This is a genomic window from Vibrio misgurnus (genome assembly GCF_029635775.1).
Lineage (GTDB): Bacteria > Pseudomonadota > Gammaproteobacteria > Enterobacterales > Vibrionaceae > Vibrio > Vibrio chanodichtyis.
Genome location: NZ_CP113241.1, coordinates 677,729 through 700,878, shown reverse-complemented (window position 1 = coordinate 700,878; position 23,150 = coordinate 677,729). Strand labels below are relative to the sequence as shown.

19 protein-coding genes and 1 tRNA gene are annotated in these 23,150 nt (G+C 48.6%); 7 read left to right on the top strand and 13 right to left on the bottom strand.

Features of this window, described 5'->3' with window-relative positions:
- Positions 1-5 precede the first annotated feature (5 nt).
- A complete protein-coding gene (locus OOK74_RS03290; RefSeq protein ID WP_278183124.1) occupies positions 6-446 on the top strand; it encodes a DUF411 domain-containing protein in 441 nt (146 codons plus the stop codon).
- A gap of 97 nt (positions 447-543) precedes the next feature.
- Here the strand turns inward: OOK74_RS03290 and OOK74_RS03285 are convergent, their stop codons facing one another.
- Both OOK74_RS03285 and OOK74_RS03280 read right to left on the bottom strand, forming a co-directional pair.
- The gene (locus OOK74_RS03285; RefSeq protein WP_278183123.1) at positions 544-3,195 is read right to left on the bottom strand and encodes a beta-N-acetylhexosaminidase; all 2,652 of its coding nucleotides are present in this window, start codon (positions 3,193-3,195) and stop codon (positions 544-546) included.
- 767 nt (positions 3,196-3,962) lie between these two features.
- Positions 3,963-4,039 (bottom strand) — tRNA-Pro (locus OOK74_RS03280).
- A 340-nt stretch (positions 4,040-4,379) separates the two neighbouring features.
- Here OOK74_RS03280 and rluF point away from each other — a divergent pair.
- On the top strand, positions 4,380-5,381 hold the full coding sequence (gene rluF, locus OOK74_RS03275) for a 23S rRNA pseudouridine(2604) synthase RluF (protein ID WP_278183122.1): 1,002 nt from the start codon (positions 4,380-4,382) through the stop codon (positions 5,379-5,381).
- Positions 5,382-5,491: 110 nt separating this feature from the next.
- Here the strand turns inward: rluF and upp are convergent, their stop codons facing one another.
- Complete coding sequence (upp, locus tag OOK74_RS03270; RefSeq protein WP_166013455.1) at positions 5,492-6,118, bottom strand: uracil phosphoribosyltransferase; 627 nt, start codon at positions 6,116-6,118, stop codon at positions 5,492-5,494.
- Positions 6,119-6,284: 166 nt separating this feature from the next.
- Between upp and purM the strand changes: the two genes are divergently transcribed.
- On the top strand, positions 6,285-7,325 hold the full coding sequence (purM, locus tag OOK74_RS03265) for a phosphoribosylformylglycinamidine cyclo-ligase (protein ID WP_166013456.1): 1,041 nt from the start codon (positions 6,285-6,287) through the stop codon (positions 7,323-7,325).
- Between the two features lie 2 nt (positions 7,326-7,327).
- Positions 7,328-7,966 carry a phosphoribosylglycinamide formyltransferase gene (gene purN, locus OOK74_RS03260; protein WP_274722141.1) on the top strand — a complete coding sequence of 213 codons (639 nt, stop codon included), beginning with the start codon at positions 7,328-7,330 and terminating at the stop codon, positions 7,964-7,966.
- Positions 7,967-8,098: 132 nt separating this feature from the next.
- Here the strand turns inward: purN and OOK74_RS03255 are convergent, their stop codons facing one another.
- From OOK74_RS03255 to dnaQ, 4 genes are all read right to left on the bottom strand, one after another.
- On the bottom strand, positions 8,099-8,878 hold the full coding sequence (locus tag OOK74_RS03255; protein WP_274722140.1) for a class II glutamine amidotransferase: 780 nt from the start codon (positions 8,876-8,878) through the stop codon (positions 8,099-8,101).
- 78 nt (positions 8,879-8,956) lie between these two features.
- Positions 8,957-9,532, bottom strand: coding sequence for a D-sedoheptulose 7-phosphate isomerase (gene lpcA, locus OOK74_RS03250; RefSeq protein ID WP_166013459.1), 576 nt, complete (start codon positions 9,530-9,532; stop codon positions 8,957-8,959).
- 307 nt (positions 9,533-9,839) lie between these two features.
- Positions 9,840-11,099, bottom strand: a complete 1,260-nt coding sequence (locus OOK74_RS03245; protein ID WP_274722139.1) for a TIGR03503 family protein — start codon at positions 11,097-11,099, stop codon at positions 9,840-9,842.
- Between the two features lie 8 nt (positions 11,100-11,107).
- Positions 11,108-11,851, bottom strand: a complete 744-nt coding sequence (gene dnaQ / locus OOK74_RS03240) for a DNA polymerase III subunit epsilon (protein WP_274722138.1) — start codon at positions 11,849-11,851, stop codon at positions 11,108-11,110.
- Positions 11,852-11,907: 56 nt separating this feature from the next.
- On the opposite strand from dnaQ, the gene rnhA reads away from it, so the two are divergent.
- Positions 11,908-12,378: a ribonuclease HI gene (gene rnhA / locus OOK74_RS03235; protein WP_274722137.1), complete on the top strand. Its 471-nt coding sequence runs from the start codon at positions 11,908-11,910 to the stop codon at positions 12,376-12,378.
- A 50-nt stretch (positions 12,379-12,428) separates the two neighbouring features.
- On the opposite strand, the gene OOK74_RS03230 is transcribed toward rnhA, so the two are convergent.
- Complete coding sequence (locus OOK74_RS03230; RefSeq protein WP_274722136.1) at positions 12,429-13,166, bottom strand: methyltransferase domain-containing protein; 738 nt, start codon at positions 13,164-13,166, stop codon at positions 12,429-12,431.
- 36 nt (positions 13,167-13,202) lie between these two features.
- On the opposite strand from OOK74_RS03230, the gene gloB reads away from it, so the two are divergent.
- Both gloB and OOK74_RS03220 read left to right on the top strand, forming a co-directional pair.
- Positions 13,203-13,979 (top strand): hydroxyacylglutathione hydrolase, encoded by a 777-nt coding sequence (gloB, locus tag OOK74_RS03225; protein ID WP_274722135.1) that lies wholly within the window; start codon positions 13,203-13,205, stop codon positions 13,977-13,979.
- Between the two features lie 70 nt (positions 13,980-14,049).
- Complete coding sequence (locus OOK74_RS03220) at positions 14,050-15,639, top strand: LysM peptidoglycan-binding domain-containing protein (RefSeq protein WP_274722134.1); 1,590 nt, start codon at positions 14,050-14,052, stop codon at positions 15,637-15,639.
- On the opposite strand, the gene OOK74_RS03215 is transcribed toward OOK74_RS03220, so the two are convergent.
- From OOK74_RS03215 to dnaE, 5 genes are all read right to left on the bottom strand, one after another.
- A complete protein-coding gene (locus OOK74_RS03215; protein ID WP_274722133.1) occupies positions 15,636-16,505 on the bottom strand; it encodes an endonuclease/exonuclease/phosphatase family protein in 870 nt (289 codons plus the stop codon). The genes OOK74_RS03220 and OOK74_RS03215 overlap by 4 nt on opposite strands.
- A gap of 192 nt (positions 16,506-16,697) precedes the next feature.
- Positions 16,698-17,036, bottom strand: a complete 339-nt coding sequence (gene glnB / locus OOK74_RS03210; protein ID WP_000717796.1) for a nitrogen regulatory protein P-II — start codon at positions 17,034-17,036, stop codon at positions 16,698-16,700.
- A 172-nt stretch (positions 17,037-17,208) separates the two neighbouring features.
- Positions 17,209-18,513, bottom strand: a complete 1,305-nt coding sequence (tilS, locus tag OOK74_RS03205) for a tRNA lysidine(34) synthetase TilS (protein WP_278183121.1) — start codon at positions 18,511-18,513, stop codon at positions 17,209-17,211.
- A gap of 117 nt (positions 18,514-18,630) precedes the next feature.
- The gene (gene accA / locus OOK74_RS03200) at positions 18,631-19,590 is read right to left on the bottom strand and encodes an acetyl-CoA carboxylase carboxyl transferase subunit alpha (RefSeq protein ID WP_166013468.1); all 960 of its coding nucleotides are present in this window, start codon (positions 19,588-19,590) and stop codon (positions 18,631-18,633) included.
- A 54-nt stretch (positions 19,591-19,644) separates the two neighbouring features.
- The gene (gene dnaE, locus OOK74_RS03195) at positions 19,645-23,124 is read right to left on the bottom strand and encodes a DNA polymerase III subunit alpha (protein ID WP_278183120.1); all 3,480 of its coding nucleotides are present in this window, start codon (positions 23,122-23,124) and stop codon (positions 19,645-19,647) included.
- Positions 23,125-23,150: the final 26 nt, after the last annotated feature.

The following is a 23,150-nucleotide window of genomic DNA, read 5'->3' as shown; positions in this document are numbered from 1 at the left end:
AACCCATGAAACGATCACTATTGACCTTTGCTCTGCTTACCACCTTTGCAGGGCAAGTGCTGGCTGTCGAGGTCATCAACCATAAATCCGCTTACTGTGGCTGCTGTAGCGAGTGGACGAAACATATGCAGCAACATGGCTTTAGCGTAAAGGAAGTTATCCATGAAGATATGGATGGCATCAAACAACAACTTGGCTTAGCCCCCAAGTTGGCTTCTTGCCACACCGCGGAAATCGGTGGCTATGTATTTGAAGGCCATATTTCGGCGCAAGATATTCAAGACTTTTTGGCTAACCCACCGAAAAATGCCAAAGGGCTAGCGGTACCGGGTATGCCGATGGGCTCACCGGGCATGGAATATGGTGATAAGAAAGACAGCTATGCGGTTTACGCTTTTAATGAACACGGCCAAGTATTTGAGTACCGCTTCCATCAAGGTAATTAATCAACGCTGAGAATAGGGTTTGATTGGACGATAAAACAAAGCCTCCGCATGCGGAGGCTTTGACTATCCATTAAGTGAAATGTCGATCTCGCTGAGCTTATTTCAGCGAAGTCACTCGGCTGGTACGCTCACCGGTTGCCGATACCGAGCGGATCCAAACTTCTCCCGCTACAGCTGGCGCTTGTTGTGCGTCATAATTCAACCAAGTTTGACCATCCAATGAGTATTGCAGCGCGACACCAGGGAACTGAACGTTCATGGCCAAATGACCGTTCTCGATCTTCGCACCCGGAACAGGGAGGCGGTAATCAATGCCTGCTTTCTCAAGTTTAGCCAACTCACGTTGACCGATCACGTTAGCAAAACGGTTCCAATCCGCATTGAGTGCTTTATGGTTGACACGTTGGGTCTGTTGTGAGTATTCAACCCCTACTTTATAGCTGTTTTCCCACTCAGCACGGTGCCATGCACGCTCAGCGGCAGCAAGAACACGTGGGAACACCATGTACTCATATTGCTCATCGGTACGTACCGTCTCTGACCAAAGCTGAGCTGACAAGCCGTAGAAAGGCTTACCTTTCACTTCGCCTTTGCCACTGAAACCATTGCCATCACGATCCAGTGAGGTCTCTGCATTTTGTGGTAAGTTTTCTGGTGCGAAGCTAAACATCTTACGTGTATCAGTCGCACGAGTTGCCCAGTAGTAACCACGCTCTTTCGGATCCACTTCATAAGGCATATCCATGTAGACATAATCTGGGTTAGAGATGATCACATCGTAACCTTTCTCTGCCCACTCATACGCAGAGGCAGAGCCGCCCCAGTACAAGACATCCCAGAAGTTAACGCGGGTCGTTTCCGTTGCGAACGCTTGTTCACCCTCACTGTACTTCAAGCCATCTTGCCAAGCTTGGAAGTTAGGAATGCCTTTCTCGGCCACCAACTTAGACACTTGCTCACCAAAGTAGCTTGGTAAGTGACCAAAATCGCTCACAGTGCCATTGGCAATCAAGTTTTGACACTGTGGTGATCGAGCAAATGGCTTATCTTGCTTGCTCAGATCCAAGTTACCTTTCCAACTGACTGGCTCTTGGCTATTCAAATCTTGGAAACCGGCACCGAGTTTGATGTTTTTCGCTTCATCGCCACCGAAGTGCCAAGTAGTCAATGGCATACCTGCTTCTTGGTGCATCGCCGCGACTTCTGTGATCACTTTATCAACAAAGCGTTTTGATGAATCCAAACATGGGTTGATAAAGCTCATGCGATCGTAAAACTGGACCGTGGTGACATTCGAAGTATCTTGCGGATCAAGCAGGCGGAACTCATTGGCTGCCGCTTCATCGCCTTGTTGCATCAAACGTTGGTAGCGAGCCTCCATCGAGACTAATGCTGCGCGAGCGTGGGCTGGCATATCAATTTCTGGGATCACTTCAATATGGCGCGCTTTAGCGTACTGCAGGATCTCCACATAATCTTGCTTGGTGAAATAGCCAGAACCAAAGTTATCGCTTGTTGGACCAGAGCCGAGCTGTGGCAACACGCATTCGGTTTCACTCAGGTCGAAACAGCGCTGCGCACCAATATCGGTTAACTCTGGCAAGCCAGGGATTTCAAGACGCCAACCTTCATCATCGGTTAAATGCAGATGCAGCTTGTTCATTTTGTAAGCCGCCATCTGCTCTAAGGTCGCAAGAATCGCTTGTTTAGAATGGAAGTTACGCGCTACATCGACCATCACACCACGGTAAGCAAAGCGTGGCGCATCGACAATTTCAACTTTAGGCAGTTGGCTCGCATTGGCCATATCGACTAAACCAAGCAGTGATTGCATGGCATAAAACGCGCCAGCTTGGTCAAAGGCGGTGACTTTAATTTGCTTGTCGGTGATCGCTAAACGGTAAGAACCAGACTTGGCCAGATCACCTTTGAATGTTTTCGGGCTGATCGCGATTTGAGTCGGTAAGACTCCTTTTAGGTTGACACCCAGCAGCTCGGCACGTGCATTGAGCGCCTTAGTTTGCTCGGCATCAAACGCTTTGCTTGGCAGCGCAATCCCTTTGGCAATCGATACTGAGCCGGATTGGGTTTTGACTTGTAGTGGAGTTGGGATCAGCGCGCTCGCAACATCTTGCATCGCTACATCACTGTTCTTTTCAAAGCGAGATGCCGCTTGAGCAAACACGTTGTTATCACTTGGCGTACGCTTAAGATTGTCGCCCTCAAGCCCAGAGACAAAGCTCGCCACATCTTCAGTATTCAGCGAAGCAATCACTTTTGGTTCAGCATCAGGTGCGGTCACAAAAGCACCTGGCATAAAGTCGGTATCAAACAGTGTCCAGTATTCGCCAATCAGCGGTAACGTCACTGTTTCACCAGCAGCAAAGCCAGCAAATTTTTCGGTCGGCTCCAGTTTGTGCAGGTCGCCGGTGACACGAGTAATTTTGAACTGATCGTTGCCCACATCGAGGATAAGACGAATGCTATGGAAATAAATCGCCCAATCTTTTGAGTTAACTGCTTCACCGCGATTGACCAAAGTCATATTAACTTGGTTACAAGAGGCCCACTCCGCTTCCAGAGTTTGACAAGCAAGGCCATTATCCGCGCCATGATTGTCCATCACCTGATAACGAACATCGAGATTGTTGGCCAGTGCATTGACCACATCTTGTGGTGAAGAGGTAGTCAGCGCACAGCCACTTAATGAGGCGAGAACTGCGAGAGAGATAAGACTCTTGTTCAACATAATAGTTACCCTAAATTAGTGAATGATGATGAGTGCTCTGCCTGCACCCAATCTCAAAACGACATCAGCCAATGGCTTTACCTTAAATTCAGGGATATTTAGCGGTACTTTTTTCTAAGCGCAAAATTAATCCTTTACGCCAGTGATCTTGTTCAAACTTTACAAATTGACATTAAAATAAAAATCAACATTGTCAATAAGATACGATTCTCGTCAAAAACGGAACTTCATTTTTGACGAGTTTTACTCAAGCTAGATCACACTTTAAAATCTCATCCCTACGCAAAATAGTGAGCCAAATCACACTGAGTAATCCGAACAATGCGTGAAATCGCTCGAACAAATCAGTAAAACGTGATCATTATCATCATTCGCACTCCGTCAAAAACGTTAATTTGGAGCAAAAATGACGTTTTTGTCGCAACGCAAGAATGGGGATACCACGATGCAAATACCATCATTCACTCCACAACCACAGCGAGAACCACCATTTGATATAGTGATATACCGGATTGAGCGATTGATTTACTCGTCAGCGAATGATGATAACTAGACAGATGAGCGTATCGGCCAAGCAGCAATGGCTAAATGAAAATCACCACTAGCAAAATAACCAACTCAACAGATCTCATGGGATAGCTCTAATGCATAGCGGGGGGTGCCGATGAAGGAACGGACCATTCTAGGTAACAGGCAGGATACAGGAAAGCAAAAAGCAAAAAGCAAAAAGCAAAAAGGCCCCAGCATAAATGCTGAGGCCTTAAATATGGTCGGTGAAGAGGGATTCGAACCCCCGACCCTCTGGTCCCAAACCAGATGCGCTACCAAGCTGCGCTATTCACCGGAACGTTGGGTATATTACTCGTTATGATTGGAAGCGCAACCCTTATGGCTATACTTTCTGTGCAAGTCAGCGCGTTTGCTCAAAAGTTCAGCACTACAGCGCAAGCTAGTGGGTTGCGACTTAATTTTCAGCCCATAATAATAGCAAAGGATTGGACAATCATCTTACAGATCACCATTTAGCTACAAGCTGGTACTGCGCACCGAAAAAGCCCCCACCATGAATAACACACTAAACTTAAGCAGAAACGTCTTGGCTACACGACTAAAGCTGCTAGAATGCGCGGATTTTGTGCAGCAGATGCTGCGCCACCATCCGTTGTGAAACGTGAGGAAATTGTATGTCGCAACCCACCGAAAAACGCCTGAACAAATTCATTAGTGAAACGGGCTACTGCTCACGCCGAGAAGCAGACAAACTGATTGAACAAGGCCGAGTGACGCTAAATGGCTTACCCCCACAAGTGGGCAGTAAAGTCACGGAGCAAGATGAGATCTGTATTGATGGCAAACCGCTACGAGCCAAAGAGCGCCCAATCTATATCGCATTAAATAAACCAACCGGGATCACTTGTACTACCGAGCGTGATATTGCTGGTAATATTGTTGATTTCATTGGCCACCGTAAGCGTATTTTCCCAATTGGTCGCTTAGATAAACCTTCTGATGGATTAATTTTCCTGACCAATGATGGCGATATCGTCAATAAAATTCTACGCGCCGGTAATCACCACGAGAAAGAGTACGTGGTACGCGTAGATAAGATGATCACCGCTGAATTTATCCAGCAGATGTCGGCAGGCGTCAACATCCTCGATACCATTACCCTGCCGTGTAAAGTCACCCAAGAAACACCTTATTCGTTTCGGATCGTGCTGACCCAAGGGCTTAACCGCCAAATTCGCCGTATGTGTGAAGCGTTAGGCTATGAGGTGTTTAAACTACGGCGGGTACGGATCATGAACATCACTTTAGATGGGATCCCGAACGGAAAATGGCGCTATTTAACCGAAACGGAAGTGAGCGAAATTCTGGCAATGTGTGAAGGCTCCAGTGGTACTGAAGAAGCATCTCAAGTCGCCTCAAATGGTGAGGTGATTAAACGCGCCACCGACGCCAAACTGTTTGATAGTCGAGATGCCAATCGTGAATCAAAAGCACGCCGCAATCCAAAAACCTATCACGGTAACAATGCCCAACAATTTCGCCATGCGCCAAACTCGAAAAAAGCGCAGCACCGTCCAGAGCGCGCAACGACGACGCATGCCAGCGGCAACAGTTCCACGCCTGCCAAACCCGCACCACGTACCGGGGGCACGTTGAGCCTAAGAAAGTCCAAATAACTCGTCATGCACCACGAACACAACCAAGGGAAGCCATGGCTTCCCTTGGTTTGTATTCGATACTTATCCAAGCTTCAGTAGCGCATTGTTAACTCAACCCGTTGATAGGATTACTTGGTTCCAAAAATCTTATCGCCTGCGTCACCGAGTCCCGGTACGATATAACCCTTATCATTGAGCTTTTCATCAATCGCTGCGGTATACAGTTCAACATCCGGGTGAGCTTTTTCTAATGCAGCAATCCCTTCTGGTGCCGCGACCAGCACCAGCACTTTGATCTGCTGGCAACCTTTCTCTTTTAGTAGATCAATGGTGGCAATCATCGAACCACCAGTAGCCAGCATCGGGTCAACCACCAGTGCAATACGCTCTTCAATGTTCGAAGCCAGTTTATTAAAGTAAGGAACTGGCTCAAGAGTCTCTTCATCACGATAGATCCCAACTACGCTGATCCGCGCGCTAGGAATGTGTTCTAAAACACCATCCATCATGCCAAGGCCCGCACGCAAAATCGGCACTACGGTGACTTTCTTGCCTTTGATTTGATCCACTTCAACGGGACCATTCCAGCCCTCGATCGTCACTTTTTCAGTTTCAAAGTCAGACGTTGCTTCATAAGTCAGCAGGCTGCCAACCTCGGTCGCCAGCTCGCGAAAACGCTTAGTGCTAATGTCGCCTTCACGCATCAGGCCAAGTTTGTGTTTTACAAGAGGGTGCTTAACTTCAACAATTTTCATGTCCAACTCCGGCTTCATTAATTTAAACCTGCGGATTATACACTGATTTATGGATTTTTTTCGATGCTAAAACCGGATAAAAACCTTACGCAAACGTTTTCCTTTTTGTTTTAAGCCCTGTAGAATAGCGCCGTTTTCATATCCAACTAGACCGAGGAACTTCCCCGTGAACGGTAATAATCCATCTCTCAGCTATAAAGATGCAGGTGTCGATATTGATGCAGGTAATGCACTCGTTGAACGAATTAAAGGTGCAGTGAAGCGTACCCGTCGCCCTGAAGTTATGGGTGGCCTAGGCGGTTTTGGCGCACTATGTGAGCTACCAACCAAATATAAACATCCAGTTTTAGTCTCTGGTACAGACGGCGTAGGCACCAAATTGCGTCTCGCACTGGATATGAAAAAACATGACACCATCGGTGTCGATCTGGTCGCCATGTGTGTCAATGACTTAATCGTACAAGGCGCAGAGCCGCTGTTCTTCCTCGATTATTATGCGACCGGCAAGCTGGATGTCGATACTGCCGCAGAAGTGATTACTGGGATTGCCGATGGCTGTTTACAAGCAGGTTGTGCCCTGATTGGTGGCGAAACCGCAGAAATGCCGGGCATGTATGAAGGCGAAGATTACGATGTAGCTGGCTTTTGCGTCGGCGTGGTGGAAAAAGAAGCGATCATCGATGGCAGTAAAGTACAAATCGGTGATGCATTGATCGCGGTTGGCTCAAGCGGCCCACACTCTAACGGCTACTCACTGGTACGTAAGATCCTTGAAGTCTCTAAAGCGGACAAAAATGAACTACTCGCCGGTAAAACCATTGGTGAGCACTTACTCGCACCTACTAAGATTTATATCAAATCAGGCCTCAAACTGATCGCCGAGCACGATATTCACGCCATCTCACACATTACTGGTGGCGGCTTCTGGGAAAATATTCCTCGCGTGCTGCCGGAAGGCACCAAAGCGGTGATCGATGGTAACAGTTGGGAATGGCCAGTGATTTTCCAATGGCTACAACAAAAAGGTAACGTGACCACTCACGAAATGTACCGCACTTTCAACTGTGGGGTTGGCCTTATCATTGCGCTGCCTAAAGCGCAAGCACAAGCGGCCGTCGCTCTACTGCAAGCCGAAGGCGAAAACGCTTGGGTGATCGGTGAAATCGCAGCCGCACATGGCGATCAAGCGCAGGTAGAGATCAACTAATCATGAAAAGCATTGTTGTTTTAATTTCGGGAAACGGAACCAATCTACAGGCGATCATGGATGCTTGTGAAACCAGTATTCAAGGTGGCAAAGTAACGGCTGTGTTTTCCAATAAAGCAACAGCTTACGGTTTAGAACGCGCCAAACAGGCTGGCGCTGCCGCCTGTTTTATTGATCCTCAAGCTTATCCAACCCGCGATGCCTTTGATGACACATTGATGGCGCAAATCGACCTGTTTGCGCCTGATTTAGTGGTGTTGGCGGGTTATATGCGCATCCTAAGTGGTGAATTTGTTCGCCACTACCAAGGCCGAATGATCAATATTCATCCTTCACTTTTGCCTAAATATCCGGGTTTGAATACGTATCAACGAGCGATTCATGCCGGTGATGAAGAACATGGCACCAGTGTGCATTTTGTAACTGAGCAGCTTGATGGTGGCCCAGTGATTTTGCAAGCCAAGGTACCGATTTTCGAGCAAGATAGTGTCGAAGAGCTGACGGCTCGGGTGCAAGATCAAGAGCACCGCATCTACCCTCTCGTGGTGAAATGGTTTGTCGAAGGTCGCTTAACCATGCAACAAGGCAAAGCCTATCTCGATGGTGAAGTGCTTGGCATGCATGGCTACGCCAGCGAATAATCGCCAAGTAAAAACCAAACAAGGGTTGCCATCGTGCAACCCTTGTTTTATCTAGCACGGCAAATGCTTTGACCACCCATCAGCCATGCGGATCGACCTAGCATGCAGATCGACTAAGGCGACTTCGGCCAGTCAATCCGTATTGTCGGCGATTCGCTCTCCCAAATGAAATAGCGCAAATTGCCCCGGTTTCATACGCTGCCAGCTCTCATTGCCGGTTAACGGCTGAGTGGCAATCACTGACACCACATCATTCGGTGTAGTTTCCTCTTGGAAATTGATTTCGACCTGTTCATCGAGCAATGTGGCTCGGCCAAATGGCGCTCGGCGCGTGATCCAGTACAGATGATTGCTACAATACGCCATCACATATTCACCATTAGACAACAGCATATTGAACACGCCTAGCGAACGCAGTGAATCACAGCACTGCGCCACATAGCGCCACATCTCTAACCAATTCGTAGGACCGGCTGGGAATTGTTGTTCCATCTGATTGAGCAACCAACAAAACGCCCATTCACTGTCGGTTTGACCAACCGCACGATGCCGACCAGTCAGTAACGCTTGGTGATCAGTGAGCTGGCCATTGTGGGCAAATGTCCAGTATTGTCCCCATAACTCACGGGTAAATGGATGAGTATTTTCAAGACTCACGCCCCCACGGTTGGCCTGACGAATATGGCTGATCACCGCACAACTTTTGATCGGATACTGCAAAACTAACTCGGCAATTTTGGATTGGCAGCTCGGTTGCGGATCTTTAAAAGTACGACAACCTTTGCCTTCATAAAAAGTGATCCCCCAGCCATCACGATGTGGGCCAGTTTTTCCACCACGCTGCACTAAGCCTTTAAAACTAAAACAGATATCGGTGGGTACATTCGCGCTCATGCCGAGCAATTCACACATGGTTTAAACCACTCCTGATGAAAATTGATCCTTTCTTTAACCAAGCACCCAGCGATGATGGCTGAGCACGGCTCAGTCTTATGCCATCTCTTTTTCAATCAACTGAATGATGATGTGAATGATCTTAATATGCACTTCTTGAATACGGTCAGCATAACCAAAATGGGGAACCCGGATCTCAATATCCGCCACGCCAGCCATCTTGCCACCATCTTTACCAGTCAGAGCAATGGTTTTCATCCCTTTGGCTTGTGCAGCTTCAATCGCTTTTAGAATATTGCCAGAATTGCCTGACGTCGACAGACCAAACAGCACATCGCCTTTGCTACCAACCGCTTCAACATAGCGAGAGAACACAAAGTCGTATCCAAAATCGTTACTCACACAAGAGATGTGGCTCGGATCTGAAATCGCGATCCCAGGATAACCGGGGCGATTTTCACGATAGCGGCCAGTCAACTCTTCCGCAAAATGCATGGCATCACAATGGGATCCACCATTACCACAAGACAGCACTTTGCCACCTTGCTTAAACGAATCCGCAATCAGTTTCGCCGCGGCGGCAATTTGGGCAATGTTATGATCATCGCTTAAAAATTGCTGTAAAACCTCAGCAGCTTCATTCAGTTCATTACGAATTAAATCCTGGTACATAACGCATCTCTCTTATGGTGATTTTCATTTTTAGTGATTCAGGCTGATCCGAACCAAGCACAATCAGTCCTGCGATTCAATTGACATGAGTTTACCCAAACCAGCCAAGCTGTCGAGCATCAAACGGTAAGATTGACCACGAGCTGGCAATCCATCACGGATCAGTTGAGATTAAGCCGCTGAAACAACAACAGGGAGATAACCTCTCCCTGTTGTGATTAGGGTGAACGAACCTAGCCAACACCGCTACCGCTTCAAGTAGAAAGGGGATACCCGATCAGCCCCACTGATAACTCGATGGGTAGCATCACTTGCTGTTTTTATTGGGCATATTCAATTGCATCGGTGGCTGCTGTACTTTTTCACGTTTGATTTTGCGCAGTACAAACCAGCCGGTTAGGGCTAACATCAACACTACAAGATTTCCGAGCATAATGTAGATGATGGTACGGCTGCGCTGTGCTTCACGCATTTGCAGCATGCGCAGCTCTTGTTCCTGCTGTAGACGCAGCGCCTCTTCCTGTTGCTGGATCCGGCGAACCTCAGCCAGATTTAACTCATCCACCACACTGTAAGTCTGATCGGCGATCGGAAAATAGAGTTCACGCTGCGCAGCTAACTCAGTAGCCCAAACTTTGCCATGCCAAGCATAATGACCCAATTCCCCTTGATAAGGAATCGTCACCTTGGTGGTCAGGGCACTTTTCTCCGCTTGAGCCTGTACCAGATAGTCATCTTGGTAAGGATGACGATGAACAATATGCGCCAATAATGAGCCGGGCTCAATCATACCTTGCTCTCCGGTGAGCATCACTTGATGCGGCGTGCCGCTGACCCGTGATTGAATAAAGGTAGTCAATATAGGATTAGGATAGACCAACACTTGTTGCTCTTGAGCGCGCAGGAATACGCCATTACCAGAGGTAATACGCACCCGATATTTACCCGGTTCAACCGCCATCATTAGTGCAACCGTAAACACGCCATCACCGGGCTTTTCATCCAGCAACTGGCCATCATCGGCAAATTCGCCAATCACAACTGGGATCGGCCGCGCCTCTTTAGCCAATGACTCTTCATTATCGATATATTTAGTAAAGGTGACTTTAAGATGTACTCGATCTAAAAAATCCCGCAGCAATAGCGGTTGCCCATTCGAGGTTAAGCGAGCCGTGAATTTTAGCTCTTCTCCTTGAAACACGCGGCTGGGTAAGACATCACTGGTCAATTGCAGATCTGAAATCAGTTTGATGTGGTTTTTAGGTGTCACTTTACCAATCGCTTGCCAAGGTCCTGGCATCGGATCATCAATCGAAATAATGTCCATCGATGGCTCTTGATACCAACGGACATGGTCTGGATTACGCCACTGATAATATTTGCGCCCATCAGGGCGTACTAACACCACAGGTTGTGAATTATTTTCGCGGTAAATCACAAAAGTGATTTGCGAAATGTTTGGATCGACGCGAAATCGGTTATCAAGCAGCGACAGACTCGACGACTGGTTAGCAAAACCACTGAAACTGATCCAACATCCCACTATTAACGCGAGGATCCTCAACATAACCACTCCTAATTACGCCACAGGCAAGTGCCACTTTTGGCCACCAGATCTAAACGATCTTGATGTGCTTGTAATTCATCGGCGCTGGCATACAAAACCTTTAATGCTTTTTGTGCTGTACGAGCTCGGGTTAGTGATTCTGCGCTCAGATCGCCACTATTTTGCGTGGCTGATGAAAATTGCAATGAGGTTTGTCCACCGGTCATCAATAGATAAACGTCAGCCAAAATCTCCGCATCGAGCAAAGCGCCGTGCAACGTTCGGTGCGAATTATCGATCCCGTAGCGTTCACACAGAATATCTAAGTTATTGCGTTTACCCGGAAAAATTCGCTTGGCCATCGCCAAGGTATCGGTCACTTTACAAAAATCGCTAGTTTTGCCCGTCGTTGGACCGAGTTTGGCAAATTCATAATCCATAAAGCCGACGTCAAACGGTGCGTTATGCGCCACCAGCTCCGCGCCATTGATAAAGGCTAGAAACTCGGCATGAACCTCTTTGTACTGTGGCTTATCACGCAAAAATTCATCGGTAATACCGTGAATTTCAATCGCTTCCAGTTGGATCTCACGATCCGGTTTTAAATAGACATGGAAATGCCGCCCGGTCAGTTTACGGTTGATGATTTCAACTGCACCAATTTCGATGATGCGATGCCCTTCATAATGGGGGCCGCCTTCGCGGTTCATACCGGTGGTTTCGGTATCGAGGACTACGATGCGTTGGTATTCTGCATTGTTGCTAGTATTCATGAGGATATCTATGTCAGACTATGCCAATTCTTTGCGTGACCCAATAGTATCAAATCATGAACAAACAGGTGGAAATTTTCACTGATGGCTCCTGCCTTGGCAATCCGGGACCTGGCGGCTACGGCGTCGTTATGCGCTATAAGCAAATTGAAAAAACACTGGCTGGCGGTTATCGCCTCACCACCAACAATCGGATGGAAATGCTGGCTGCGATCATGGCATTGCAAGCGCTTAGAGAACCCTGCCGCGTGATTCTCACTACGGATAGTCAGTATGTTCGCCAAGGTATTACGCAATGGATCCACAATTGGAAACTGCGCAGCTGGAAAACCGCGGACAAAAAGCCGGTTAAAAATGCCGACCTGTGGCAAGCCCTTGATCGTGAAACAGCACGCCATCAAGTTGAGTGGCGCTGGGTCAAAGGCCATGCGGGACATCGCGAAAATGAAATGTGTGATGAGCTTGCTCGCCAAGCCGCGGAAAATCCCACTGACGACGATACCGGCTATCAGCCAGAAGCCAAATAATGCGCCACACTGACTGAATTAAAACCGTACCAATCAAAGTGAGTCACGACTCATTGTTGCAATTTGCTGTCGACTCGGTAATTGACGCCAAGCGGAGTCAACCGACGCTTCAAGCGCCATTGAGATCGCAGCGGTTTGAGCGGACAGGTTCGCTTGCGGGCCACAATAAAATAGAGACTGCCCAATACGCTGCTCGACTCGCCCAAACCGTTTTCTAACCAAGTCCATAATGGGCGATATTTATGAATCGGCAACAAGGCATATTGCTCACAGGCCACCACTTGGTAGTTGAGCACACTCAGCCAATCTTTGATCCGATTAGGGGTGAACATCCGCCCACTCCACGGTAAATTATTTTTACGCCAAGGCATTAAACTCGCCAGACCAATCCAACTGATCGGATTAAAACCGGTGATAATCATATAACCATCATCAATCAACACTCGGTCAACCTCACGTAATAAACCGTGCGGGTCATGGCTGTAATCGAGTTGATGGGCCAAAATCGCCACATCAATGCTCTTTTCTAAAAAAGGCAATTGGTAGCGATCGGCGATCACGGTATGCAGTGGATTGTTCACATCGAGATGGACTTGATGTTGAATATTGCAGGTACAACTGGCAAGCTCACAACTCAGACCGCCGAGCTTTAACATGTGGTAACCAAACAATTTAGGGCACCATTCATCTAAACGGGTCTGGATTGACTCGCTCACCCAATCGCCATTTTTTAGTTGCGACCATGAGTGTGGAGTTTCAAGCGCTTTATCACTGCGTGCTGGTTTCATTGCTCACCGCCTCATCAAGGTAACCGGAGACAACTCATGTTACAGATCAAAAGCATACCCGCATTTAACGACAATTACATCTGGCTGCTGCAAAATAACCAACGCGACTGCATTGTGGTTGATCCGGGAGACGCTGCGCCCGTCATCACCTATCTGAGCCAGCATCAATTACACCTAAAAGCGATATTAATTACCCATCATCATCATGATCATATGGGGGGGATCAGCCAGTTAGTGCAGCTATTCCCCAATACGCTTGTCATCGGCCCAAAGCAGGAGTCGATCGCAGGCTTAACTCATCCAGTGCAAGATGGCGATCAAATTGAACTATTGGATCACCCCTTTACGGTGATTGGCTTGCCGGGGCATACCTTAGGTCACCTTGGTTATCTTAGCCAGCTTGGTTATCTTGGTCAGGAGCACCTATTTTGTGGTGATGTACTATTTTCCGCTGGCTGTGGCCGGGTCTTTGAAGGCACCATGCAACAGATGTTTACCTCGCTCAACCGCCTACTCGCGCTACCCGAACAAACCCAAGTGTATAGCGCGCATGAATACACCGCCTCTAATCTGGCATTTGCTCTAGCCGTAGAGCCAGATAACGAAAACTTGCGTATTTATCGTGCGGAAGTCAGTCGATTACGCGCCGATAATCAACCGACACTTCCCACTACCTTAGCCCGAGAAAAATTGATCAACCCATTCTTGCGCACCGAGCAGCCCAGTGTCATGCGCGCAGTCGCCAACCGAGCCGCCAGCACCGATCCGCTCGCAATCTTTAGCGCATTGCGTGAATGGAAGAATGAATTTTAACGTTTACGCTTGTCACCCCTAGCGGCTGGCAAGTATCATCAGCAGCCATGAATAATAAGGGCTGTGTTACATGCGAGTTAAATTCAGTTGGGTATTGGCATTGCTGCTGGTCGGCTGTCAAACCCCCCAACCAGTGGATACCACCACATCCGATGCGCAAGCGGTAAACCCAGCGGCGCCAGCGGTCAAGGTGAAAAAAGTACGTCCAGCACACGATCCTTCGCTCTCGATTGAGGTGACGGAGAGTGTGGTTGAAGAAGTGACGCTATCACCACAACAACAATCTGATGTGTGGCAACGTATTGCCATGCAGTTAACACTTGGCATACCAAAAGATCCGAGTGTCGATACTTACCGCGAATGGTTTATTAAAAATCCCCGTCACTTGCAGGCCATTGCCAGCCGTGCCGAGCCATTTTTGTATCTGATCACCGAAAAAGTCGAGCAGCGTGGCCTACCGATGGAATTGGCTCTGTTGCCGATTGTCGAAAGCTCATTTGACCCATTTGCCTATTCACATGGCAGTGCCGCCGGATTGTGGCAGTTTGTGCCTGCCACCGGCAAGCGCTATGGACTGACCCAAAATTTCTGGTATGACGGAAGACGAGATGTGGCAGCGGCTACTGATGCAGCGCTCGATTACTTGACTGTCCTCAATCAACATTTTAAGGGTGATTGGCAACATGCGATTGCCGCTTATAACAGTGGTGAAGGGCGTGTAGCGCGCGCGATCAAAGCCAATCAACAAGCAGGAAAATCCATCGATTTTTTCTCACTTAATTTACCGAAAGAAACCAGCAGTTATGTGCCAAAACTGCTCGCATTAGCCGATGTGATTGCCAATCAAGAGCGCTATGGCCTTTCGATTCCACCCATCGCAAACCGCCCAGTGTTGAGTTTGGTGGATCCGAAAGAGCAATTGGATCTGGCGATTGCCGCGCAATATGCCGGGCTGACCGTCAAAGAGCTGCAAAGCTTTAACCCTGCCTATAATCAATGGGCCACCGCCCCTAATGGGCCGCATCAATTACTGATCCCGATTGAAAACGTTGAACGCTTTCATCAAGCGATCGAAGAGAACCGTGGCAAGGGCATCAAGGTGGTGCGCTATCAGGTAAAAGCGGGCGACACACTCAGCAGCATTGCCAATAAATACCACACCACCAGCAAAGTGATTAAAACCGCCAACCAAATGACCAGCCCACAAATTCGGATTGGTGATCATTTACTGGTGCCAACCTCAGTCAAAGATGAAAAAGCTTACGCGCTGAGTGTCAATAATCGGCTGGCAAAAACTCAAGCCGCTCCACGTGGCCAATATCAAGTTACGCATACCGTCAATACTGGTGAAAGCCTGTGGGCGATTGCCAAACGATACAATGTCTCTTATCAATCGCTCGCCAAGTGGAATGGTATGGCACCGAAAGATGCGCTGCGTAGCGGACAAAAATTGGTGATTTGGAAGGATACCAAACCGACTGGCGTGATGCGCACCGTAAACTATAAAGTGCGCTCTGGTGATTCGTTGAGCAGCATTGCCAATAAATTCAAAGTCAAAACCGCCGATATTGTTAAATGGAATGGCTTAAACAACCAAAAATATCTCCGCCCAGGCCAACAACTCAAACTGTATGTTGATGTCACGAAAATCAGTGCCTAGTCGCTCGGTGAATCGACTAAACGGAAACTGACCAGCAGTGGATTATGATCAGAAGCGCCCGATTTGGGCGCTTGTGCGTTTTCAAGCACCAAGCCACGATAAAAAATATGATCCAACGCCAAGCCATTAATAAATTGGCTACGATGATCTGGCGTAAAAGCGACAGCTTGTAACCCAAGCACTGGTAATTTAGCGCGCAATAGTGCCATGCGTGCTTCACTCCAACTGTTAAAATCCCCCGCCACAATCATTGGCCCACTCCAAGCCTCGAGCTGCTTCAGCAGCGTGGCAAGCTGCTGCTGATACTCCTTCGTGCCATAACTGAAGTTCACCGCATGTAAATTCACCACCGCTAACTGCTGCTGGTTACTGAGCGGATAACGCGCATAAATCGCCGATTTCGGTAGCCGTAACCAAGGTTCTTGCTGGGTATAAGCACACGCAAGGCTCGGCATAACTTGGGCTAAATTGATCACTCCAGCCGCTTCGCCAAACACGGTAAATGCTCGCGTTTGGGTACCCGCCCAACCATGTTGGCGGATCCACTGTTCGAATGCAGGGCTAAGATTGGCTTCTTGTAACAAAAGCAGTTGTCGATCAACACTCAGCGCGCTGAGCTCAGTTGACCAATCAGGGCGATTTTGCTTATAGATATTCCAAACTAAAAGATTGAGCTGCCCCTGTTGATCTAAGCTGTGTGGCTGAACATCTTGATAACAGTGCAGCGACTCACTGATCTGATCGCGCTGGATCACCAGTAATTCTGGCTGGTTAGGAATGGTGAATAGGCGATAAAAAGCCAGCACACCTGCCGCCACCAACAGTGACAGCCCTAGCGATACTCGCGTGTAGCATTGCTTGCTCAAATCTTGCCCTCAAAATACAGCCGGTATTCAAGAATACACTGTCCATCGCCACAGCGCTTATTTTCCAATCAACCGATTTTAAAAACTGAACTTATGTTCAAAACTTAGCTGATTTTCAAATGGTAGGAGCTGAAAAATAGAATAAGGAGCCGCAGCTCCTTATTCTCAATCTGATCAACGGGTGATGAAAGGTTAGATCGCATCCTCATCTTCTTCACCAGTACGAATACGTACCACACGCTCAACGCTAGTGATGAAAATTTTACCGTCACCTATTTTACCGGTTTGCGCGGTTTCAATAATGGTATCCACACAGCGATCCGCGACATCATCCGTCACCACGATCTCAAGCTTAACCTTGGGCAGAAAATCCACCATATACTCTGCACCACGGTACAACTCAGTGTGCCCTTTTTGACGGCCAAATCCTTTGACTTCAGACACGGTCATTCCGGTAATGCCAACTTCGGCCAATGCCTCGCGCACATCATCGAGTTTAAATGGCTTAATAATGGCTTCAATTTTTTTCATGTTCATCCCTTAAACGACTGTCACTGCTCGGCATTATCTGTCAGCTATTCTCAACAATCAATAAAAAGCCCATACTGGTTAGCTCGTGTTGCAATGCTCTGCATGGTCTGATTCACGCCTCGCCTCTTATGCGATGCTCTTCAATCACAGCAATAGATTCAAAGATCCCAGTTCAAGACTTAGACCAAATCAATTCACCCTCTTGCCCACTCCACGCCCGATCGACAAATAAGCCCGCGACACAAACCACTTGCTGTTGATACATCAAGATCGGGATTTGACGCCGCAACCAACTCGGCACCCCATATTCTTGATACAGTTTTTTCAGTTTTCGAGCACCCACTCGCCCCACCGGGCAAGCTTGCAAACCCTGCGGGTCAAAACTGACCCACAACTGACTCACCTCTTCCGGCCATTTGAGATAACCCGCAGAATTTTTTTGCAAGGTAAGCCAACCTAAATCATGTGGCAACTTCAGCGCTTGATCGGCGACGATGGCACTGCGCCAAGCCGTCACATCAAGCCTAGGTTGCACCACATACAAGCGCTGCTGAAAACGGCGCACTTCGATATGATCAAGCTTTAATTGTGGGTTGGCATCTTGGCGGGCCAACGCGACCTCATGCCACAGTCGTTCAGTATGCTGCCGGCTTGGCATCGGCAATTGCTGATCAGCAAACCACGCACGGAGCAGTTGACGGCGCATGGCTGGGCTGCAGTTCAGCAAATCGGCAATCACCAGTGAACCATCCGCCGCCTGCGCTTGGTGTAACCTTTCCTGCAGCAGCTCTTGCAGTAGTGACTCTTGCTCAGCACACAGTTCGGCGCTACGCTGCACCGCTTGGCGGATCGCAGGCCAGCGCTGACTCAGCAGCGGCGCTACCTGATGACGCAAAAAATTACGCTCATAGCGAATATCAAGGTTACTTTCGTCCGTCACCCAGCTCAATGAGTGCTGCACGGCGTACTCTTCAATCTGCTCACGGCTCACCATCAATAATGGACGCGCTAGATGTCCCAATCCAAAGGGGGCATAAGCAGCCATCGCCGCTAACCCTTTCGGACCACTGCCACGTTTTAGGGCCAGCAAAACGGTTTCCAGTTGATCATCGGCATGCTGACCAAGCAACAACAACGTGTCATTATCGATATACGGAGTCAACGCTTGATAACGCGCTTCACGCGCCATCTGTTCAATGCTATCACCGCTATTAATCGCCAGTTGCACATATTCAACTTGGCATTCCACAGCCACTTCACGCGCCCACATTTGGCAGTTTTTCGCCCATTGATCGGCATGTGGACTCAGACCATGATGCACATGCACGGCGGCCACTTGCCAGCCAAATTCATCCCGCCCGCGGGCCAAAAGTGCCAGTAACACGCGAGAATCCACCCCACCACTTAATGCCAGCACCAATTGGCGAAAGGGATAACGGGCCATTTGCTGTACAAAATGAAGATAGAGATCGCTCATAAGCTACACCGAATTCCAAACCGTGGCGCAAGTGTATCGCTTGAGCCTAGAAAAACCAAAGGGCTGGCACTCGCCAACCCTTGTGTTTATAGACGCGATGCCTTAACGGCTCGGCCATCAACAGTAACCGTAATTCATCAAACGCTGATAACGGCGCTCAAGCAAGTTTTGCGGATTCAGCTGATCGAGATCGGCTAACTGACGCAGCAAAGTCGCTTTGACATTTTGTGCCGTCTGTACATGGTTACGATGCGCGCCACCCAGTGGTTCAGCAATAATTTCATCAATCAATTCCAGCTCTTTCAGGCGTGGCGCAATCAAGCCCATCGCTTCGGCAGCTTGCGGGGCTTTATCAGAATCACGCCATAAGATTGAGGCACAACCTTCGGGGGAAATAACGGAATAGGTCGAATATTGCAGCATATTCACATAGTCACCAACCCCAATCGCTAACGCGCCACCAGAGCCGCCTTCGCCAACTACGTTACAAATCACCGGCACTTTAAGACCAGACATCACCTTGAGGTTTCTCGCAATCGCTTCCGATTGACCGCGCTCTTCCGCGCCCACCCCAGGGTATGCACCCGCAGTATCGATAAAGGTAATGATCGGCATATTGAAACGCTCAGCCATCTGCATTAAACGCAGGGCTTTGCGGTAACCTTCCGGTTTTGGCATGCCAAAGTTGCGACGCACTTTTTCACGGGTTTCACGGCCTTTCTGGTGACCAATCACCATCACCGCACGACCATCCAGCCGCGCAATGCCACCGACAATCGCTTTATCATCAGCGAAAGCACGATCACCAGCCAGCTCATCAAATTCAGTGAAAATATGGTTAAGGTAATCCAGCGTGTAAGGACGCTGTGGATGACGCGCTAATTGCGCCACTTGCCAAGCCCCTAAATCACTGAAAATTTTCTTTTTCAGCTCAAGGCTTTTTTTCTCAAGCTGTTCGAGTTCTTTGTCGAGATCCACCGATGGGCTCGTACTGTGACGAGACACATCACGCAGCGCCTGAATTTTCGTTTCCAGTTCGACTATCGGTTTTTCAAAATCAAGAAAATTGAGGCTCATCTATCGATCCTTTCTGACTCAGCCAGGCCACCTTTAGTGCGCACTAGCTGAATTTTAGTTAAATTCGAGTTCTACCTGATCCTGACCAAGTAGCTGCTTTAATTCGTCTAACAATGTATCGCTGGGCGTGACTCGCCACTCTGTGCCTAAGGTTAGGCGCGCTCGTGCATCTGGGCGCTGGTAGTATACATTGACCGGTACAGTTCCGGCGCGGTGAGGTTCCAGTATCTGACTAAAACGCTCAAAAAAGAGTGGATCAATCTGCGACTGTAAAATCGAAATCGATAAACCACGGGCAAATTTTTCACGTGCACCACCCAAGTCCATCAGTTCACGCGCCGACATTTTAAGCCCGCCATTGAAGTCATCAAAGCTGACCTGTCCACTAACCACCAGAATTTTATCTTTTTCTAACCAATCTGCATACCGATCCAACGCTTCAGAGTACAGCATCACTTCCATACGTCCAGAACGATCATCTAAGGTTAGTAAACCGATCCGCGTGCCACGTTTGGTGGTCATCACCCGCGCGGCTATGACTAAACCGGCGACGGTTAATGACTGATCACGGCGAGTTGGTGCCGCTTCATTCAAGCGACAACTGGTGTATTGGCTCAGCTCTTTGAGATACTCATCCACCGGATGCCCAGTCAGATACAGACCCAGTGTTTCCCGTTCGCCTTCTAAGCGCACTTTTTCTGGCCATTCGGGTGCTTGGGTATATTTTTGCTCAACCTCTTCTGGCGCATCGGTCAGCACGCCAAACATATCCGCTTGTCCAAATGCTTCGGCTTGGTGATGTTGGCTGGCTGCGCGTACCGCATCATCCACCGATGCCATCATCGCCGCACGGTGCGGGCCTAATTTATCTAACGCGCCTGCCAGAATCAATTTTTCAATCACCCGCTTGTTGACCTTTTTCAGATCAATCCGCGCGCAGAAATCAAATAAATCTTTAAAATAACCCTGTTGCTGACGCGCAGCGAGGATCGCTTCAATCGGACCTTCACCCACCCCTTTAATCGCGCCGATACCATACACAATCGCCCCATTATCATCGACGTTAAAACGATACAAACCAGAGTTAATATCGGGGGGCAACACGGTTAAGCCCATGTTTTTGCACTCATCGACCAAACCGACCACTTTTTCGGTGTTGTCCATATCGGCGGTCATTACCGCCGCCATGAATTCTGCCGGGTAGTGGGTCTTTAACCATAAGGTTTGGTAAGAAACTAAAGCATAAGCGGCTGAGTGCGATTTGTTAAATCCATATCCGGCGAATTTCTCCACCAGATCGAAGATTTTCATTGCCAGTTCGCCATCGACACCATTTTGTTCAGCACCATCTTGGAATACTGCCCGCTGCTTGGCCATCTCTTCTGGCTTTTTCTTACCCATCGCACGGCGCAGCATATCTGCCCCACCCAAAGTGTAACCCGACAGGACCTGAGCAATCTGCATCACCTGCTCTTGATAGAGGATGATGCCGTAGGTTGGCTCTAAGATCTCTTTGAGCGACTCATGTTGCCACTTTTCATCCGGATACGAGATCGCTTCGCGGCCATGTTTACGGTCGATAAAGTTATCCACCATCCCCGATTGCAGCGGCCCGGGACGAAACAGCGCCACTAGAGCGATAATATCTTCAAAACAGTCCGGCTGTAGCCGCTTGATCAGCTCTTTCATGCCGCGTGATTCAAGCTGAAATACCGCGGTGGTTTTAGCATCTTGCAGATTGCGGAACGAACGCGCATCGTCGAGTGGGATCGCTTCAATCCGGATTGGTGCCGCACCGTTTTTTTGCAAGCGTGGGTTAATCAAGCCCAGCGCCCAATCAATAATGGTCAGGGTGCGTAAGCCTAGAAAGTCAAATTTGACTAATCCTGCAGTTTCAACATCGTTTTTATCAAACTGAGTGACCGGGAAATTGCCCTCCGCATCGCAGTAAATCGGTGCAAAATCGGTGATCGCAGTCGGCGAAATCACCACCCCACCAGCATGTTTGCCGGCGTTACGGGTACAGCCTTCCAGAATGCGACACTTATCGATCAGCTCTTTAACTTCTTCATCCGCGTCATACAGCTCTTGCAACGCGGGCTCGGCGATAAAGGCTTTTTCCAGCGTCATGCCCGGATCGGGCGGGACTAATTTGGAAATCCGATCGACAAAGCCAAACGGATGACCGAGCACGCGTCCCACATCACGGATCACCGCTTTGGCAGCCATAGTACCGAAAGTAATAATTTGTGATACCGCATCACGACCATACATTTCGGCAACGTGATCAATCACTTGGTCACGCTTATCCATACAGAAATCGACGTCAAAGTCAGGCATCGATACCCGCTCAGGGTTCAAGAAACGTTCGAACAGCAGATCGTATTCCAATGGGTCCAGATCGGTAATTTTCAGCGCATACGCCACCAATGAACCCGCGCCCGAGCCGCGCCCCGGCCCCACTGGTATATCGTTATCTTTTGACCACTGGATAAACTCCATTACGATCAAAAAGTAGCCGGGAAAGCCCATCTGGTTGATCACATCCAGCTCAATTTGTAATCGCTCATCATACTCTGGGCGACGCTCGGCACGCACTTGCGGATCCGGGAACAGAAATTCGAGCCGCTCTTCCAACCCTTGGCGAGATTTCATCACTAAGAAATCTTCAATCGCCATACCATCGGTTGGGAAATTAGGTAGGAAATATTCGCCTAAGCGGACAGTTACGTTACAACGCTTAGCAATCTCGACACTGTTTTGCAACGCGGCAGGGATATCAGCAAACAGCTCACACATCTCCGCTTCACTGCGCAAATACTGTTTCGGACTGTAATTTTTCGGCCGACGTGGATCTTCCAGCGTGTAGCCATCATGGATCGCGACACGAATTTCATGCGCTTCAAACGACTCTTCGCTGATAAACACCACTTCATTGGTCGCAACCACTGGCAACTGATACTGTTCAGCCACTTCTAGCGCAAAATGTAGGTAGCTCTCTTCATCGGCACGTCCGGTACGGATCAATTCGAGGTAGAAATGATCGGCAAAGTGAGTCTGATAAAACGCTACACACTGTGCAACTTGCTGTTGATTGCCTTTGAGTAACGCGCGCCCTATCTCACCATTTTTACCCCCTGAGAGCACGATCAGTCCTGCGGCGTGTTCCACCAACCACGCTTTATCCAACACGGGTTGATGTTGGACATGGCCTCGCAAATAGGCTTTAGAAATCAATAATGTGAGGTTTTTATAACCGAGATTATCTTTGGCGAGCAGGGTCAGTTTGGTCAGCTCGTCACCAAACTCTTGCGATTGCAGCATGAAGTCCGCGCCAATGATCGGCTTAACCCCGCAGTTATGGGCGGTACTGTAAAATTTTACTAAGCCGCATAGGTTGGTGAAGTCGGTCAATGCCATGGCGGGCATGCCCATGGCGGCGACTTTTTTCACCAACGGCGAAACTTTGGACAAACCATCCACCATCGAAAAATCACTGTGGGTACGTAAGTGGATGAATTTTGGGTCTGACATGCAAGCAATATCCAAATTTGGGAAAC